At 33.2% G+C, this 19121-nt stretch carries 20 protein-coding genes and 1 pseudogene; 20 read left to right on the forward strand and 1 reads right to left on the reverse strand.

The window, feature by feature from the left end; translation table 11 throughout:
- The first annotated feature begins 56 nt into the window (after positions 1 to 56).
- From IPJ80_03485 to blaOXA, 8 genes are all read left to right on the forward strand, one after another.
- Positions 57 to 512: a GNAT family N-acetyltransferase gene (locus tag IPJ80_03485; protein ID MBK7912542.1), complete on the forward strand. Its 456-nt coding sequence runs from the start codon at positions 57 to 59 to the stop codon at positions 510 to 512.
- 184 nt (positions 513 to 696) lie between these two features.
- Complete coding sequence (locus IPJ80_03490) at positions 697 to 1128, forward strand: SRPBCC domain-containing protein (protein ID MBK7912543.1); 432 nt, start codon at positions 697 to 699, stop codon at positions 1126 to 1128.
- Between the two features lie 119 nt (positions 1129 to 1247).
- Entirely contained in the window at positions 1248 to 1790 is a 543-nt protein-coding gene (locus IPJ80_03495) for a cupin domain-containing protein (GenBank protein MBK7912544.1), read from the forward strand.
- Positions 1791 to 2666: 876 nt separating this feature from the next.
- Complete coding sequence (locus IPJ80_03500; GenBank protein MBK7912545.1) at positions 2667 to 3248, forward strand: Crp/Fnr family transcriptional regulator; 582 nt, start codon at positions 2667 to 2669, stop codon at positions 3246 to 3248.
- A gap of 94 nt (positions 3249 to 3342) precedes the next feature.
- A complete protein-coding gene (locus IPJ80_03505; GenBank protein ID MBK7912546.1) occupies positions 3343 to 4224 on the forward strand; it encodes an NmrA/HSCARG family protein in 882 nt (293 codons plus the stop codon).
- A gap of 65 nt (positions 4225 to 4289) precedes the next feature.
- Complete coding sequence (locus IPJ80_03510) at positions 4290 to 4727, forward strand: nuclear transport factor 2 family protein (GenBank protein ID MBK7912547.1); 438 nt, start codon at positions 4290 to 4292, stop codon at positions 4725 to 4727.
- 955 nt (positions 4728 to 5682) lie between these two features.
- Entirely contained in the window at positions 5683 to 6855 is a 1173-nt protein-coding gene (locus IPJ80_03515) for a sodium:proton antiporter (GenBank protein MBK7912548.1), read from the forward strand.
- Between the two features lie 82 nt (positions 6856 to 6937).
- A complete protein-coding gene (blaOXA, locus tag IPJ80_03520; GenBank protein MBK7912549.1) occupies positions 6938 to 7867 on the forward strand; it encodes a class D beta-lactamase in 930 nt (309 codons plus the stop codon).
- Between the two features lie 49 nt (positions 7868 to 7916).
- Here the strand turns inward: blaOXA and IPJ80_03525 are convergent, their stop codons facing one another.
- Positions 7917 to 8219, reverse strand: a complete 303-nt coding sequence (locus IPJ80_03525) for a hypothetical protein (protein ID MBK7912550.1) — start codon at positions 8217 to 8219, stop codon at positions 7917 to 7919.
- Between the two features lie 528 nt (positions 8220 to 8747).
- Here IPJ80_03525 and IPJ80_03530 point away from each other — a divergent pair.
- The 12 genes and pseudogenes from IPJ80_03530 to IPJ80_03585 all read left to right on the forward strand — a co-directional run bounded on the left by IPJ80_03530 (position 8748) and on the right by IPJ80_03585 (position 19063).
- Complete coding sequence (locus tag IPJ80_03530; GenBank protein ID MBK7912551.1) at positions 8748 to 9539, forward strand: hypothetical protein; 792 nt, start codon at positions 8748 to 8750, stop codon at positions 9537 to 9539.
- Positions 9540 to 10205, forward strand: a complete 666-nt coding sequence (locus IPJ80_03535; protein ID MBK7912552.1) for a hypothetical protein — start codon at positions 9540 to 9542, stop codon at positions 10203 to 10205.
- 506 nt (positions 10206 to 10711) lie between these two features.
- The gene (locus IPJ80_03540) at positions 10712 to 11488 is read left to right on the forward strand and encodes a hypothetical protein (protein ID MBK7912553.1); all 777 of its coding nucleotides are present in this window, start codon (positions 10712 to 10714) and stop codon (positions 11486 to 11488) included.
- On the forward strand, positions 11476 to 11748 hold the full coding sequence (locus tag IPJ80_03545) for a hypothetical protein (GenBank protein MBK7912554.1): 273 nt from the start codon (positions 11476 to 11478) through the stop codon (positions 11746 to 11748). The genes IPJ80_03540 and IPJ80_03545 overlap by 13 nt, the downstream gene beginning before the upstream one ends.
- Before the next feature lie 252 nt (positions 11749 to 12000).
- Positions 12001 to 12558 carry a GNAT family N-acetyltransferase gene (locus IPJ80_03550; GenBank protein ID MBK7912555.1) on the forward strand — a complete coding sequence of 186 codons (558 nt, stop codon included), beginning with the start codon at positions 12001 to 12003 and terminating at the stop codon, positions 12556 to 12558.
- A 256-nt stretch (positions 12559 to 12814) separates the two neighbouring features.
- The gene (locus tag IPJ80_03555) at positions 12815 to 13435 is read left to right on the forward strand and encodes a dihydrofolate reductase (protein ID MBK7912556.1); all 621 of its coding nucleotides are present in this window, start codon (positions 12815 to 12817) and stop codon (positions 13433 to 13435) included.
- Positions 13436 to 13623: 188 nt separating this feature from the next.
- Positions 13624 to 14325 (forward strand): hypothetical protein, encoded by a 702-nt coding sequence (locus IPJ80_03560; protein MBK7912557.1) that lies wholly within the window; start codon positions 13624 to 13626, stop codon positions 14323 to 14325.
- Positions 14326 to 14538: 213 nt separating this feature from the next.
- Positions 14539 to 15894, forward strand: coding sequence for an erythromycin esterase family protein (locus tag IPJ80_03565; protein ID MBK7912558.1), 1356 nt, complete (start codon positions 14539 to 14541; stop codon positions 15892 to 15894).
- Positions 15895 to 16185: 291 nt separating this feature from the next.
- Positions 16186 to 16883 (forward strand): annotated as a pseudogene (locus tag IPJ80_03570) (SDR family oxidoreductase).
- 7 nt (positions 16884 to 16890) lie between these two features.
- Entirely contained in the window at positions 16891 to 17358 is a 468-nt protein-coding gene (locus IPJ80_03575; GenBank protein ID MBK7912559.1) for an SRPBCC family protein, read from the forward strand.
- A gap of 446 nt (positions 17359 to 17804) precedes the next feature.
- On the forward strand, positions 17805 to 17942 hold the full coding sequence (locus IPJ80_03580) for a DUF2867 domain-containing protein (GenBank protein ID MBK7912560.1): 138 nt from the start codon (positions 17805 to 17807) through the stop codon (positions 17940 to 17942).
- A 164-nt stretch (positions 17943 to 18106) separates the two neighbouring features.
- Positions 18107 to 19063 (forward strand): aldo/keto reductase, encoded by a 957-nt coding sequence (locus IPJ80_03585; GenBank protein ID MBK7912561.1) that lies wholly within the window; start codon positions 18107 to 18109, stop codon positions 19061 to 19063.
- The last annotated feature ends 58 nt before the right edge of the window (positions 19064 to 19121 follow it).

Here is a 19121-nt window from a genome sequence, read left to right on the forward strand (position 1 = left end):
TTGGTAACCGTGTTAGCGGTCAAGCTAAAACAACGAAAACAAATAAATTGACATAAATGACAATAAGAGAAGCTAAAATAAACGACATAAAGCAAATTCAAATCATTAGAAATTCTGTAAAAGAAAACACATTGTCAAATCCAAATATAGTTACGGACAAAGATTATGAAGAATTTATTACTTTAAGAGGTAAAGGTTGGGTCTGTGAAATTGACAATAAAATTGTTGGTTTTGCTATAGCCGACCTCAAAGAGAATAATATTTGGGCTTTATTTATAGACCCGTTATTTGAAAAAATAGGTATTGGCCAAAAATTACACAACATTATGCTGGACTGGTATTTCGCACAGACTAATACAACAGTATGGTTAGGAACTGCATTTAATACAAGAGCTGAACAATTTTACAGAAAGGCGGGATGGAAAGAGGTTGGCAATCATGGGACAAAAGAAATCAAATTTGAAATGACATGTAACGACTGGACAAAAGTCAGAATTGCTAACATCAAATAAAATTAAAAGGATGAACTCGGCATGCCTCGGCGCGACATTAAGGATCACTGAAGTGCGCTTTATTTTGTACCTTGCTAATAAACATTTATCTTTAAATAAACTTTTGTGGGTATAGGCATAGGAAGCTTCGAAAGGACGCCAAGGTCTATTTATAAAACGTTTGCAGTAAATAATGGAATAACAAATGAAAAATATTCGAACCGAAATTTTAATTAACAGAGACATTACTAATGTATGGGATGTTTTGATGAATTTTGAAAGCTACCCTAAATGGAATCCATTTATCAGATCAATAAGTGGAGAACCAAAATTAGGCAACAGGTTGATTGTAATTATAAACCCTCCAGGCGGAAAAGGAATGACTTTTAAACCCAAAATTTTGACTCTTGAACCGAATAAGGAATTTAGATGGAAAGGTAAACTTGGTATCAATGGCATTTTTGACGGAGAACATTATTTCATTTTGGAATACCTGGATAAAAACAAAACTAAATTCATACACGGTGAAAAATTCAGTGGGATTTTAGTTTATTTTGCAGGAAAAATGCTGGATAAAACCGAAAAAGGATTTCAGATTATGAATGAATCGATAAAAAATGAATGTGAAATAAAATAACTACTGCTTACAAAGTGCAAGCTCCATGATTGCCGTCAGTGCTTACATCAAATTGTCTGAAATAGATGAAAAATCCCGAAGTTAGAATCAATAAATATTAAACTAATAATTAAATAAAAATGAAATCTATAACATTAAAATCAACTGGTGAAACAATCACCTTTGTAAAGACAGGTAAAGACACAGAAGGTGCTTTTACAGAAATTATCTGCACCATACCAGCTGGACAAGAGGGTCCACCGCCACATATTCATCCTTTGCAGGATGAAATATTTGAAGTTATTGAAGGTAAACTTGAACTTATGGCTAAAGGCAAGAAAATTGTTCTTGAAGTAGGACAAAGTTTTAATGTTACATCAAAGATGGCACACAGTTTTTCAAATCCGTTTGACAGAGAGGCAAAGTTTAGAGCGACATACAAACCTGCACTTGACATTGACTATATGTTAGTACAAGGGTTTGATTCATTAAACAGTCAATCTAATCCCAACAAACCGAGTTTGCAGATGATAGTTGATTTTGACTTTATACTTAAACAAATTCACGGACAATATAAGTTTGCTGGTGCACCCGGCATTATATTTACGATTTTTGCAGCAATCGGAAGATTATTTACCAAACCAAAAGTGAAGTCGCTTAAAGACCACATTGCTTCGTTCTAAAATAGTGAATGTATTATTCATACAACTTTATGAAGAACAGAATAATTCAGAATGCATTGACAGATTAGCATGAACGCATAATAGCAGGCTTATGAAATTGGCGGTTCAGTTACTAAATGATCATTTTTGTTTCGTGTTAAGTGCAGTGCTAGAAGATAGTTTTTTAGCTATTAAATCGCCGACTTTTTAAACCAACAAAATGTTATCAGCGAGCTCAATTAAACTGTAAGTATTTTGTATCTTCAATTTAAATAAAAAGTATTTATAAAACGAGATAAAGTAATCGAATCAACCAAAGAAATCCCACAAGAATTTGAATTAGAAACACTTATCGAAAGACATATTTTTATTGAAAAAGTTGAAAAAGGTTTAAAACAAACAGATGATGGAAAAACTATTTCTCATGAGCAAGTAGAAGAAATAGCCAACAAATGGCAAAAATTGTTTGGACTGAATCAGCCCTACAAGTTCTAAAAATCAATTATAATTATATTGTACAAGATTCATCTTCCTACACAAATAGATATACTGAAAACTTTAGTCTAGATTAAAGCAATTTGAAACTTTTCAAGATCAGGTAAAATTTTCCCAGAATTTGGAATAGAAAACATCAGAGAACTAATTGAAGGAAATTTTAGAATAGTATATCGAGTAAATACAGAAGTTATTAATATTCTAAGAGCTCAATATTCTGCCATGCTTTTAAGCGACATCTAAAATAATAGCTGTTTACATGGCATAGACTCTACACTGCCTTAAATCAATAATCATTCACCTTTATTTTTTTACAGTAATAACAATAAAATTTTCTAATTTTGGTTATCAATTTTTTGACGGTACAGCGCTTTTGCCCAACCGTTATAGCGAATTTTATAGATGGCAAAAAAACCTTTATTAGACTACTTCGAAAATCATCTTCCGCTAAATGAAGAAGAAAAATCTATTGTCGAAAATGTTTTTAAAGAGCGTAGCATAAAACGGAGGCAGTTTATCCTTCAGGATGGCGATATATGCAAACACAATACATTCATCGTAGAAGGTTGCTTCCGGATGTATTTGGTTGACAACAAAGGTAAAGAACACAATTTGCTGTTTGCTGTTGAGAATTGGTGGATTGGAGACATTGGCAGCTTCTATTCAAATAAACCAAGCAGGCTTTATATTGAAGCTTTGGAGAACTCCGTTATTCTTCAAGTTAAAAAAGAAGACCAGCTGAAATTGTTTGTTGACTACCCGAAATTTAACCGAATTTTCAGGGTTCTTGCCGAAAATGCTGTAGTAAGCCTTCAGAACAGAATACTTCAAAACATCAGTTCTACAGCTGAGGAGCGCTATCTGGAATTCCTCCAGCGTTATCCTCATTTCTTTAATCGAATTTCAAATGTCCAAATCGCATCTTATCTAGGTGTAACTCCTGAATTCCTGAGCACTATCCGTAAGAGAATCGCTAAATCTTAATCTACATTAAGGTTTTTTCTTAATCTTCCTTATAGGCGCATGCAGTTAAATCCCTTCATCTTTGTACCATTGTTAATTATTAAAATAAAACTAAATGGAAAAGAAAATAATTGCTGTTGTTGGAGCAACCGGTTTGCAGGGAAAAGGAGTAGTAAATGCCTTAGTCAAAGAAGGTTCTTTTAAAGTGAGGGCTATTACGCGAAACCCAGATAAATATAAAGGTAATGCAGATGAAATGGTGCAGGGAGATTTAACTAGCCTTGAATCATTAACGAAAGCCTTTAAAGATGCGTACGGTGTATTTGTGGTAACCAATTTTTGGGAAGGAGCAGATGAGATGGCACAAGGAAAGCTAGCCGTAGAAGCCGCAAAAAATGCTGCTGTAAAACATTTTGTATGGTCTACTTTACCAAACGTAGAAGAGATAAGTAACGTTAAATATGATGTTCCTCATTTTACGGGGAAAGCAAAAGTTGATGAGTTAGTTAAAAATGCTGGTTTCGCCAATTACACATTTGTTCAGCCACCTTTTTATTTTCAAAATTTAACGGGGCAATTAGCGGCACAGCAACAACCAGACGGTTCTATGGGCTGGACATTGCCCATTGATCCTGCCAAGAAAGTAATTCATATGGCAGATATCAATGATCTGGGTAAGGTCGTGGCGGGAGCGTTTTTAAATCCAAGAAAAGTTGGTAAAGGAAGCTATTTGTCACTGGCTACTGAAATAAATAGTTTCAATGATGTTTTAGAAGTATTCAAAGCAAACGGTAGGCAATACACTTTTAACCAAGTCCCAGCAGAGGTATTTTCAAGCTTTTTTGAAGGCGCAGGGGAGATTGCGCAAATGCTCGCCTACTTTGAAGCTCACACCTACATGGGGCCCAATTCGGACCCGCAAATTGAAATGGCTAAAGAAATTTCAACAGAACCTTTTACATCTTTGAATGAATGGATTAAACAAAATATAAATTAATATGAAAAAAATAATAATAGTTTTATTTGCCATTACTCTAATGGCTTCCTGCAACACAAAAGGCAATCAAGCATCAAATAATAATTCAAAAGTTAAAACAGAAATTATGGAAAAACAAGAAAAACAAAAAAATAGAAACGCTCCTTAGTACTTATGAAAAATCATTAAACACGTCTGATGCCAAATTAGCTCAATCTCTTTACACAAAGGATGGAATTTTCATGCCAACAGAAGCACCATCCGGCATTGGGTCGGAAGGCATTTTAAAATCATACGAGTATGTCTTTTCCCAGATACAACTCAACATTAAGTTCTTCATTGAAGAAATTCAGGTAGACGAAAACATGGCATTTGCAGTAACAAGCTCAAAGGGAACTACTCTGATTCGTGCTACAGAAGTCACTATACCTGAAGCGAATAGAGAACTATTTGTTTTTGAAAAAGTAAATGACGAATGGAAAATTGCCAGATACATGTTTAACAAAACTGAACCAAAAAAATAAATAACTTGATATAATTCGGGTTTTGCGTCAACTAGGGTCAACTGCACACATGGAGCTATTTGCATTTATATCTAGTTTAATGTAGATTGACAGCTTTGTGCTCCTATGCCCACCCGGACGTAAAACCCGAAAACGTTATGTGCAAAATTTAAAATCAGGACCTTAGATGAGAATGGTGCACATAGTTCTATTAATAATTATAGTATTTATTTTTGCAGGACTTTTTGAGTGGTCTTCTCTGTCTAATTTATCTTTCATTTAAAAGTCGATTAAAGAAATCAAGTAAACACAAATACAAATTAAACTTTCAAAATAAAAAGATATTTGCTATTTAGCATTGTTTATTTGGTACACCGATTAATTGTTTCAAGGATAACAGGAATTCAAGCAAATTCAAAAATAAATTTATATCGAATAAAAACTACCCACTAAATCCAAAATGGCTAAATTTGATTATGAATATATAGGGTATGACTATCGTATATTCTATCTCTCTACCTTTGAAATTAACACTATGCCAGATTTAATAAAAGGTATTGCAGCAACCTAGCCTTGCAACTCGAAAGTAAATCTTAATTCAATCCTTTTTTAAAAATATTTATAATGATTATCTACGAATAAGTTACTTGGTGAAAATTAAATTAAATGGCAATCTTTTTAACTCAAAAGATGAGCATATATACCTTTTTATTGAAAATGACACATTGACAAATCTTTTAAATTACTATGAGTTTGTAGACTAAAAATGCAACACATAACAGGCAACCAACATAATACTGCTGCCAACTTTATGTTTTACTCAAAATTATTTATTGTTTTTAATAAATAATTTTTTACTTTTAGCTAACATTCCTTTGGCGATGCAGGGTGTAATGCCAAAACATTAGCGGTTTTATCATAACTATATTGCAAATTTTAAGCTAATTGACATAAAATATATATAGATTTACTCGCAATGACAACAACAATAATTATATCATTTTGCATTCTTCTTCTCATTGCCTATGTGTTTGACCTAACATCTTCCAAAACGAAAATTCCTTCTGTTATTCTTCTATTACTTTTAGGGTGGACCGTAAGACAACTTACTGTATTGCTTGACGCTCAACTTCCTGATTTTTCCCCCATTCTTCCTGTTTTAGGAACTATCGGACTTATTCTTATAGTGCTTGAAGGCTCCCTAGAACTTGAGCTCAATAAATCTAAGTTTGGACTAATTAAAAAATCATTTCTCGGTGCATTTATTCCAATGATTGCGATGGCATTTTTGCTTGCTTTTGCATTTAGGTATTTTGGCAATTTTGGACTAAAAGACTGTCTGACTAATGCAATTCCGTTTTGTGTAATAAGTAGTGCTATTGCAATTCCAAGTGTTAGAAATCTTTCATCTCACAACAAAGAGTTTGTAATTTATGAAAGTAGTTTGTCCGACATATTGGGCGTTCTCATTTTCAACTTCCTTGCACTAAACGAAACTATTGATAGATTTTCATTTGAGAATTTTGGCTTACAGCTTCTCATTATCATTTTCGTTTCTTTCATAGCAACCATTGGACTTTCGTTCCTATTAAGCAAAATTGAACACCATATAAAGTTTGTTCCAATCATTCTACTTGTGGTATTGATTTATGCAGTTTCAAAATTCTATCATCTTCCTGGACTGATTTTCATTTTGATTTTTGGTTTATCAATCGGTAATCTAGACGAGTTGAAACGATTTAAGTGGATAGAGAAATTCAAACCGGACGAGTTAAATACTGAGGTAATCAAATTCAAAGAGTTGACCATTGAAGGGGCATTTTTGATAAGAGCATTATTCTTTTTGTTGTTTGGCTATTTAATTGAAACCAGTGAAGTGTTGAACGCTGATACATTTATTTGGGCTTTAGCAATTGTATTTTTAATCTTCACTTTCCGGACTATACAACTCAAACTTTCTAATCTTCCTTTACAACCATTATTGTTTGTTGCTCCGAGAGGACTAATTACCATTTTACTATTTCTTTCCATAGAACCGACACATACTATTTCGCTGGTAAATCAGTCGCTTATTATTCAGGTAATCATTCTGACAGCATTAATGATGATGTTTGGATTAATGGCTAATAAACCTCAAACTAATAATTAAAAACAGTAATGACTTTTCTTCTGAATATTAAAAACACAAACCGCTAACAGAAGGTTACATAAAATGGAGGTCAAATGCATAAATGAACTTTGGTGTTTCGTATATTGTGCAATATTGGAAGCACATATTCTACTCCGTAAATGCCAGCATTTTAAACTCGAATAACGCTTGCCGCAACAATATGATGACAGTAAAACAGACCATATTAGTATTGGCTTTATTATCCTTCGGACTAACAGACTGTAAACATAAACAGACGACTGAAATTCGCAATGAATTTAAAAAGTATTATGACCAGTTTAATGTTGAAGGTTCTTTAGTGCTTTACGACCCACAATCAGACAAGTTTGTTTTTTACAACCAAGATCAATCCGAACAGATTTTTTCACCTGCCTCTACATTTAAAATTTGTAATTCACTTATCGGACTGGAGACAGGTGTGATTAAAGACGAACACTTTGTAATTCAATGGGATAGTGTAGTAAGAAATCCAGTATGGGATACAGATCACGACTTGATGACAGCATTTGCCAACTCTACCGTTTGGTATTATCAAGAGCTTGCAAGACGTGTTGGTGGTGAAAAAATAAAGTACTGGCTTGACAAAGTTAACTATGGCAATGCTGACACCTCTGGTGGTATTGACCAGTTTTGGTTAACAGGTGGACTGCGAATTACACCGAAACAACAAATTAACTTTCTCCAACGTCTTCATGATAATCAACTTCCCTTTTCCAAGCGTTCGGTTGATATTGTTAAAAACATAATGATTACAAAAGATACATTAGATTACATTATAAGAGGCAAAACTGGTTGGGGTGGACATGGCAACAAAGACGTTGGTTGGTATGTCGGCTATGTAGAAACGAAGGACAATGTTTATTATTTCACTAATTGTATTCAAATAGAAAGCGAAAAATTAAATGATATTAATCATGCAATTAGTTTTGACAACGCAAGGACAGAAATTGTTTATAAAGTTCTTGACAGCCTCAAATTGTTAGGAAAATGAGAATAGCTACTATGAACGTAGGTTTGGAAACTTGGAGGTCTTGTGCCTCTCAGACACGTTTATAGCAATTCAAACACTGGTTCTCAGCATTAACATTTGTAGTGAAAATAGCCAACTTCGCTAAACTCAAAAAAGCTAGCTGCAATACCAACAAATAAAAAAATAACCATATTTTTTTATTTTCGTTATCAATACTCCAATGATTAATCCAATCAATCAAGGCAGTATAATTCTCTCTGAGCTTTCCAAAAAACTTGATGGCAATGTTGTCGATAATTAAATATGAGCAAATTAAAGATTTCATGCCAGGTAATTTAATATACTCAATTGAAACAGGTAATACAGTTTCCAAAAATACAATCTTTAAAGAATTAAAGTATAAATGATGCTTGAGTACAATAACTCTTTTGGAAAAGGACTTGATAAAATGAAAGGCTATTCGTAACTCCTTAAAGTTAAGCAAATAATTTTTAATCTAAATAAATCCTTAATCACTGTGATAAATAAAAAATACTCAAAACTCGTTGGATATAATGTGTAAATCAGAATTACAATAATGGAATAAAGATTAGGATTGGTGAAGATTGATGAAAATAAAATAAGTCTAGCCACCTTAGCTAACAGATATGATATTTATAATGAATTTCTCAATAAAAAGAGCACTCAATTAACAAAGTTTAGACTATACCCCGCTCATCATCAAAAATCAATCATTTTTATTCTTTTTGGAAATAAAAAACTTATTTCATAGATTTGACTTATAATGTTTTGAAGATGTAGCGTTTACTGACAAATCGTTATGCGAATTGATTTGGCATGCTGCATAGTCCAAACTGTGATGCAAGAAATAAGCAATGAAAATTAAACTTTACTATAATAAATGTTCAAAATAACAATAAACTCAACTGCACTTTATGTAATCGCATTCCTTGTTACTACTATATTGCATGAATCTTTTCATACTTTATTTGGAGTTTTATTCGATAGCCATCCTGTATTACATCATAATTACGTTGAACACCTAAATGAAGAGGCCCTAACTACTACTCAGCAAACTATAATAGCCCTTGCCGGACCATTTATGAGTTTGGTGCAGGGAATAATTGCAGCAATAATCTTTTTCAAACTAGGAAAATCTGATTTGTTTCGGTTGTTTATTGCATGGACTTCTGTTCTTGGTTTTAACAATTTTCTTGGTTATGTAATAACCGGTCCGTTATTTAAGGTTGGCGACATAGGTAGGGTATATTATTTGCTTGATAATCCGCTTTATCTGCAAATAACATTTGCATTGCTTGCTGCTGTAGTTTTGGTGAAATTCACCTTGATGATGAGCAAACCATTTCTTGGATTCGCGACACGGAAAGAATGGATAGCGGATGGACAATCCAGAAAACTATTTCTGTTTCATATTATCATTCTGCCATGGATTTTTGGTTCCCTCATAATGACTGTCCTGTATCTTCCTATAATTGCAATCATGAGCATTATTTATCCTGTAATGAGTGGTTTTGTTTTTATTGGCCCGTGGCAATACGGTAATAAAATTACAGATGTTGATCTATCTGAAAGCAGAGAAATCGAGAACTTAAGTTTTAAATATATTTCAGTTTTGATTTTAATTGCTATGATCTTTAAATTTGTTTTACAGCCAGGAATTAAATTCATGTAAATGCCAACAGATATAACAAAAAAACTAAAAATGAATAAATTAATTTTAATTGCATTTGCAGTTTCAATTTTGAGAGCTGGAAATGCACAAGAAACAGAAATTGGAAACAAACTAATCTTAGGGGGTTCGATAAATTTTATTACTCAAAAAAATCTTTATCCACTTTCCAGTCTATCCATCAATTTCGGGACAGGAGGTATTTATTCTAATAGTACAAATGATACAAAGAATACAAGCTTAGCTATTACTCCTTATTTTGGTAAAGAAATTAATCCAAACTTAATAGCTGGATTAAGACTTAATTATAGAATAGGAAGATATAAGGCAGAAGATATATACTTATTTGGGCAATCAAATCCCATAGAACTTGTAAGAAACTCAAATCAATTTGGAATTGGAATATTTACAAGACATATTATAAATCCAAACAATAAATTGTGTTTTTTCATCCAACCTTACATAGAATATAATCTATTGAATGAAGAAGAAATCCAAGACTCAAATGTCACCCAAAAGGAAATAGTAAATTATTTTGAACTAGGTGCAGGATTAGGAATATCGTATAATATTAACAGCAAGCTTAGAGCAACCTTGACAACAGGTGGACTAAATTACGTTAATGGAAAATGGGAAATCAAAGACACCGATACCAAAAAAAAACTTTAGCTCGCTTGTATATAAAAATTATGCGCTAAAAAACTTGCTCTCGAATTAACAGAATTTGGATACACCACTCTGCGTTACGACAAAAGGGGTGTAAGAGAAAACTCAGCAAATTCTGTAACTTATGAAACCTTACTTTTTGAAGATTATGTTATTGATGCATCAAACTGGATTTCTAAAAATAGGAAATTAAAAAGTTTGCCATCCCTATTCTAATAATTCAAGGAAGTACTGATTTACAGATCACAGGTCAGGGTGCCACCGAGATGACCTATAACTCAGATTTTGCCTTTTTAAAAGTAATTGAAGGTATGAATCATGTGTTAAGAAAAAGCCCCTCCGGTGCTACTGAAAATATGGCAACTTACAACAACAGTGAATTGCCTCTTCATCCTGAATTGATTAAAGAACTAATGACTTTTTGAACAAATAGAAAATACCCTTAAACCTCTACACAACATCATAGCGACTGCCCAATAACGACACTTTAAACACTAAGCCGACAGACAATGAAACTAAACATATTTCTATCTTTAAGCATCCTGACAACGTTGGTTTCCTGTAGCGGACAAAACTCTTCACGTACTATAGACATGCCACCCTCCTTGACAATTGGCGATACTGTAAACAAACTTGGAAATAATATCATGAGTATTTATCAGGACACGAAAAATAATTACTGGTTTGGCAGCTGGGAGGACGGCTTGTATCGGTATGACGGAAAAACAATCCTTCATTTTACATCCACAAGCAGCTTGCCTGACAACAGAATTGAAGATATAAAAGAAGACAAATCGGGAAATATTTATTTCAATACAAGCAGAGGTATCAGCAAATTTGACGGATATAATTTTACCACCTTGACCCTTGTAAATTCAGACAATCAATGGAAATTAGAACCCGATGACCTGTGGTTCAAATCCGCACAGTTTAAAGATGAGGTTTTTCGGTATGACGGCAAATTTTTATATAAACTGCAACTACCGAAACACCCAAACTATTCCAATCCCTATGCTGTGTATTGTATTTATAAAGATAGTAAAGGCAACGTATGGTTTGGCACAAATCCATTGGGTGTTTTTCGTTATAATGGAAAATCAATAGACTGGATTTCTGAAGAAGATGTTACCGAACTACACGACGGTCCTGCTAATGGAGTTCGCTCAATCATTGAAGATAAGGACGAATATTTCTGGTTCAACTCAGCGTATCGCTATAATATATACGGCAAAAGCAACAAACAAAAACTTAAGTTTTATGATAGGGAAAAAATATCGGGAATTTAGATGGAAACCCGGACAGCGATTTTTGGGAGTATTTATCTATAGCACGAGACAAAAACAATGATTTGTGGATTGCTACTTATGCCAATGGCGTTTGGCGATACGATGGAAATAAAACCAGCTATTATCCAGTTCAGGATGAAGGAAAAGATATCACCTTATTCAGTATTTATAAAGACAAACATGATGAATTATGGCTTGGCACACACAAGAACGGAGTATATAAGTTTAATGGGAGTACTTTTGAACGATTCAAACCATGACAGCTAATAAAAGAGCGGTCGTAAAAATAAACAAGGACGCTTATGTTAGCCAAAGCAGAAAGCCAAATCAAGTTAGCAGTGCATAAATGTTCTTGTTAATACTCAAGTTGGCTAAAAACCGTTAAAAATCTATTTTTCAGACAATTGCCATTTGTATTAAAACTGTTTCCTTACTTATAAAACCATTAGAAACGAATCAACAATCGGTCCAAGTTCAGACTATAACATCCCAAGATCAAGCAATATAATTGAATGACAAAAATGAATTCCACAACTTTCCCAATTTTGAAAACCGAAAGATTAACACTCAGACAATTATCAATTGACGACAAACTGGATATTTTTGCTTTGCTTTCTGATCCAGGAGTAAACAAATATCTTAACAGACAACCCTGTCATACAGTCGAAGATGCTATAATTTTTATCAACAAGGTCAATGATAATATAGAAAAAAACGGTACTTATTATTGGGCGATTACCTTGACGGATTCAAAAACCCTTTTAGGAACAATTTGCCTATTTGACTTTTCAAGCGAAAAATCTAGTTGTGAAATCGGATACGAACTAATGACGAAATTTCAAGGAAATGGATACATGAAGGAAGCATTAAAAAAAGTAATTGACTACGTGTTTCAGACTTTAAAGGTCAAAAAAATACTTGCCTTTACACATTGCGAGAATCAGAATTCTACAAGCCTTCTTATGAAATTAAATTTTGTAAAATCTATTATACCAGACAAGGAAAATCCCAGTTTAAATATGTTCACTTTGACACATATTGATAGTCAACAAGAAATCAAAACCAATTAATTGCATAAGTCCGAAACAATAAAATTGGTCTTGCGAAAATGGGGCCTATGTACTAAATTTGAGCATCGGAAATATATTAATTATTGATACTAAGTTAAGAATTTGTGATTTTAAATCCCTGGTTTTACCAAACGCAAAAATGGTAATTGTAAATCGACACTACTAAATTGAGGTTATTTCAAAAATAATAAAATAAATAAAAATATTTAAACCAACTTTGACAAACGATCCAAACATTACATATTAAACAGACAGTATGAGTAAAATTATCTTTGACAGCGGAATATCACTTGACGGTTTTTTCGCGGGAGAGAACAGAAGCCCTAAAAATCCAATGGGTGGAGTTTCAGGACAAATCCACTCGTGGATGTTTAATCAAAAAGCGTTTTGGGAATACCTTGGGTTTGAAGGAGGAAAAGAAGACGGTGCAGACGGAAAATACATTAAAGAAACGATTGCAAGAACAGGTGCATTCATAATGGGTAAACGAATGTTTGAAGAAGGCGAGGAGGTTTGGCCAAATGACCTATACAAGGCTGACGTATTTGTATTAACTCACGAAATACGTGAACCATGGGTACAGGAAGGAACGACAATATTTTACTTTATAAACGATGGAATAGATAGTGCTTTGGACAAAGCAAGACAATCGGCAAAAGGCAAGGACATTAGAATACAAGGAGGTGCAAATACAATCCAACAGTTTTTGAATGCCGGACTAATTGACGAGTTTTTTATTCATATTGCACCCGTTTTTTTAGGTAGCGGTATTCGTCTTTTTGATGGCATTGACAAAGACAAATACGACTTACAAATTACAGAAGTCATACCATCCGACTTGACAACTCATTTAAGATACAAATTGACCAAAAAATAAATTAAAAACGAACCAATAACAGCTACTTAGCAAAATGGCAGAATTAGTGCTAGATTCAACAAAAGTTTTTTGATTGAGCTCTTATACAAAATTGAACAATTGTACTTTGATTTCAACCAATTCGTCAAACTTTCAACCGCTTATTACCATGCAACTGAATAGTCCAATAACTCGCTTAACTAAAAACTATGGTACACAAAACAGACGAAGAACATTTAGATAATCAATCGGAAAATCCACTTAAAGAAATTACTCCTACTGTAAACACCGCAGCTATTAACCCAATACAAGGAACTGAATCTATGGAAGTACATCACCATGCTCATCACAAAGAAAATAAAAATTGGAAATCATATTTCTGGGAATTTCTCATGTTGTTCCTGGCTGTATTTTGTGGATTTCTCGCAGAATATCAGTTGGAACATAAAATAGAACGAGACAGAGCTAAAGAATTGGCCAAGAGCTTTTATTACGAACTAAAGAATGACTCAATAACAGCAGATCTGAAAGTGCAAAACAGATTAAAGCAAGAAGCAGCATTAAAATATATGATAAAATATTTCCAGGACAGTAGTCTTACCAATGTTCCAAAAGAATTTGCTCTCAATTTTGAATACGGAATAAGTTTTCGTTCCCCATCGATTTTTGAACCTCGTACCATCATGTTGGAGCAACTCAGGAATTCCGGTTCGTTACGATATTTCAAAAATGAAGAATTTCAGACACTGACCGGAGAGTTATCTGTTGCAATAAAAAATGTTTACGATAGACAAGAACTGGAAGATAAAACCAGAATGGAATATATAACACCATTAATAGTTCAACTGTATGATTATAAATTTGATACTGAAATGAAAAAGATGATAAAACCGTTTTTGAGGGTGTCATGAATTATGAAAAAAGTAATGAAATCGTTCCCTTCCACATAAATGAACCAGATAAAATTGATAGAAATAAAATAGTAAGAAGTTTATCCTATTTTGTTGGAAACAATCTTACTTCGACGCGGCAAACGCATATCAAAAAATATATGGAAGTCAATACCAGATTACTCCAGATATTGAGATCCGAATTTCAACTAAATTGAAATTAAACGCTCGGACATGCAATTTGTGTTTTCTAATATGAAGGAAGCATTACAAAATTGTAAACTTGAAATTTCAATAAACTTTAGTATTAAATATGAACATGAGTGCATTGAAATCCCCACTTCGCCAAGCTGCAATACCCTTCAATCAATTTCATATCTGCGCGTGAGAACAATCGCACTACTATTAAGCTGCATTTATTATTCATTAGATATTTATGGACAAGTTGAATTAGTTTCAAATAATGCTAATCTAATTAACCCGCCCTATTTAAAAGATTACTTGAATAAACCTGCCCTAAATTCCAGGTTAATCGGATTAGGGGAGGCAACTCATGGGACGAAGGAGTTTACTGAGATAAAATCAGATATTGTAAAGATTCTGGTTCTCCAATATGGTTACAAAAATTTTATACTAGAAGCCGGATATATAGATTGCATTAAAATAAATGAATTCATACAAAACAAAAATGACGATTCGCTAAATTTATTTAAAGGATTACCATGGCCATGGGCCACAACCGAATTTTACGATTTAATTAAATGGATGCGGCAATATAATATCCATTCAACCAAGGATGAATACATACATTTCTATGGATCCGATGTAGGAAATCATGCGTCAGTTAGATTTTACAAGAATCAATTTGCAAACCCAACTACCAATCTATTTATTGAAAATTTAATAAAAATCTATGCTGATACACTTAAAACTCCAAACCAGAAAATAGCTATGCTTAAGGTACAAAGCAAGGCATTCCCCAAATTACCGAACTTTACAGATTCAATGAAAATGAAAAATATTCTGGAATCCTTGCATTTTCTTTTACTCCGAGGCGGAGAAAGATATAAGTTCAGAGAAATTACCTTTGCAGATTTAACCATTGCAATCATAGATCACTTGTCATCCAAAGAGAAGTTTATCCTATGGGCACATAATACGCATATTGCTAAATTTAGTGATTCTCGCAAAACAGTAGCTTACTTTTTAAACAAACGCTATTCAGCACATTATACCAATTTTATATTTGAATTCAATAAAGGAGGTTTTAGAGCTGTTGATACTGATTCAAATCGGTATCAAAACAATATATTCAAGTTCACAAATTTTAATGTTAATTCCGACTTTAACAAAATTGGTTCAAGAATAATTCCCGATTCATTAAATTATATGATCCTTGATGTTAAATCTCCATTTAACAAGAATCTTGTTCCAAAATATTTTTATATAAATTCAATTGGTGCTGTTTATAGCAAGGATTTAGCAAAAAAGAAGCCAGCATTATATAGAGAAAAGATTTATCGCAATAAATCATGTGATTATTTAATTGTAGTAAATCAAACAAATGCCTCCAGCAATTATTTTGAATAATATATATGAAATAGTCAAATGAAATCATTATTATTAATTTAGGTTTTGTAATTTTGAAACGCTATTCAGAGAAATTTTAATTCGGAAAAGTAATCTGCCAGAGCAACTACATGAAATTGGAGGTTTAGTGTTTAAATGATGTATTGTGCAAAATATCAAGTTCTGTGCTGGCAATCAGTTTTCGTCTTTGAACTCGCCAACAATTTAAATTTTAAAACCCTTTGTAGTCAGTGTAAAACAACAATATAAACTGTCGAAATTTTTAAATCAAAGAAATAGATATTATAATTAATGGCGAACTACTTAATCATCGGTGCTTCTTCGGGAATAGGAAAAAAATTGGCTGATCAATTAGCCGAATCAGGTCATGATATATATGGCACTTTCTATAAAAATGAAATATATTCTGATAACCCTAACATTAGATTTTATCCATTAAATGTTTTAGATGAAAACCTTGTATTTGATTTTTTACCGGAATCCTTAAACGGTGTCATCTACTGTCCAGGAAGCATTAACCTGCGACCCTTTGAAAGAATTAAGCCAATAGATTTTACCGCTGATTATCAATTGCAGGTTATTGGAGCAATAAAAACAATACAAGCTATAGCTCCAAAACTAAAACTTTCAGAAAATGCATCCATTATATTATTCTCTACAGTTGCAGTGCAAACAGGCCTACCATTTCATACTCAAGTATCCGCATCAAAGGGTGCTATAGAAGGTTTAACCAAAGCATTGGCGGCTGAATATGCTCCAAAAATTAGGGTCAATTGTATAGCACCCTCACTAACTGACACCCCTTTAGCAGCCACATTATTGAACACCGAACAAAAAAGGATGCTAGCGCCCAACGACACCCATTAAAACGAATTGGTACAACTGAAGACATTGCCAGTATGGCTGAATTTTTACTTTCTGAAAAGGCAAGTTGGATTACAGGCCAAATTCTACATGTGGATGGAGGAATATCTACTATAAAAATATAAACTCAATATGGCATTTTATCAATTAATCAAAAAACAAAAATTACCTGTCACCATCAATGTCATTTGGGACTTTATATCTGCACCGGATAATTTAAAGGAAATCACACCCGAGTACATGGGCTTTATTATTACGAGTAATTCAGCAACAGAAAAAATGTATCCGGGCATGATAATCACATACAAAGTAAGCCCCTTGTTGGGAATTAAATTAAACTGGATGACAGAAATTACGCACATGAAAGACTGCGAATATTTTGTGGATGAACAAAGGATTGGTCCATACAAAATGTGGCATCATCAGCACAAAATCGAACCCATTGAAGGCGGTGTATTAATGACAGATATTGTTACTTATCAACCACCATTGGGTATATTGGGTGCGATTGCTAATTCACTGTTTATAAAAAAGCAATTGCAAGCTATTTTTGACTACAGAACTATGGCTTTAGAAAAAAGATTCGGTAAATTTATTTAATGAAAAATCTACTAACCGGGTTTACAGGATATCTTGCATCAAGATTATTGCCTGTTATATTAGTAAATGGGTATGAAGTTGCTTGTTGGGCTAGGGACCGCAATAGATTTAATATTGAAAAATAGGCCACTCGTAATATCTTGATAATATAATTCGATTTTCAAAATAAAGAAAGTCTCCTGCATATTTCCCTTGATATTAACTTTCCATATTATCTTATTCATCATATATCAACTCAAATTAGCGATTTTGAAGCTTTGGATGAAAATTTGCTACGAATTATAAATATTCATTGAACAAACAAATGCTAAACTAGTTATTAATTTGAGTGGTATTTGTATGCGTAAAGGCAGAAAAAGTGAAACTGAATTAAATACAGGTTATTTCCTTGACTTTTAGCGTGTACTGATTGCCAATAAGGAAGAAAAAAGCATACTGTTATTCGCATGAATGAAATTGTATGTGAATCCTGGTTAGATTTTAAAATCGATGAAAATAATCTGCTTAAACAAACACCAGCCTTTCGACCGATTGAATTATTGGGTAGATTTTATTGGTATTCAGTTCTTCGTTTCATGGATTGATTTTTAATCTTTGATAAATAGACTTGCTATTAAATAATTAGAGTTGTGAATTGAAGAAAAAAAGCTCATAATTGCAGTCAATTTAAGGTGGACTGCAAATAACTAATGCAATATAAAATGACTGACAAAAAACTTATTTATCAAAGATTTAAAACACAGCTACAATGAAGCAAACAACAACATTAGGACATAGTACGCTACAAATTAATAGAATTGGACTTGGCTGTATGGGTATGTCAGAGTTTTATGGATCTTTTAACGAAGAAGAATCCATTAAAACTTTACATAAAGCCATTGAATTGGGAGTAAATTTTTTTGACACAGCCGACATGTATGGTTGGGGAGCCAATGAACAACTAGTAGGAAAAGCATTTAAAGGACGGTGGGATGATGTAATTTTAGCGACCAAATTTGCTGTAATGCGTGGACCTAAGGGCGAATATCTTGGGCTTAACTGCAAACCAGAATACATAAGACAAGCTTGCGAAAAAAGTCTTCATAATTTGGGAGTTGAAACTATTGATTTGTATTACATGCACCGGCAAGACCGGAAAGTAGAAATTGAAGAAATTGTTGGCACAATGAGTGATTTAGTAAAACAGGGAAAAATAAAACATTTAGGCATTTGTGAAGCCAACGTAGAAATGATTCGTCGGGCGCATGCTGTTCACCCACTGGCAGCCGTCCAAAACGAATATTCATTGTGGAGCCGCGAACCTGAACAAGAAATTTTGGCTGTGTGTCAGGAACTCGGAATCACTTTTGTTGCATATAGTCCTCTTGGACGAGGGTTCTTAACGGGAGCAATCAAAAGTCGGGTAGATTTGGAACCAAGTGATTGGCGTCTTACACTTCCTCGCTTTACAGACGAAGCGATAAAGGAAAATCTAAAATTTGTAGCGGTTGTGGAGCAAATTGCACAAGACAAAAAAGTTACCAAAGCTCAAGTCGCTCTTGCCTGGGTTCTTAGTCAAAACGATGAAATTGTGACGATTCCAGGTACTAGGAAAGTTCATCGTCTTGAAGAGAATTTAGCTGCCTTTAATGTGGAATTAACAACTACTGATTTGGCTATAATTCAAAATTCTCTGCCATCACAAACAATTGGAAATCGTTATTAAACAAATAAAAGAATCTGTCAATAAATAATCGCTTTAAAAGATACAAATTCAATTAAAA

The organism is Saprospiraceae bacterium, assembly GCA_016714025.1.
Taxonomy (GTDB): Bacteria; Bacteroidota; Bacteroidia; order Chitinophagales; family Saprospiraceae; genus Vicinibacter.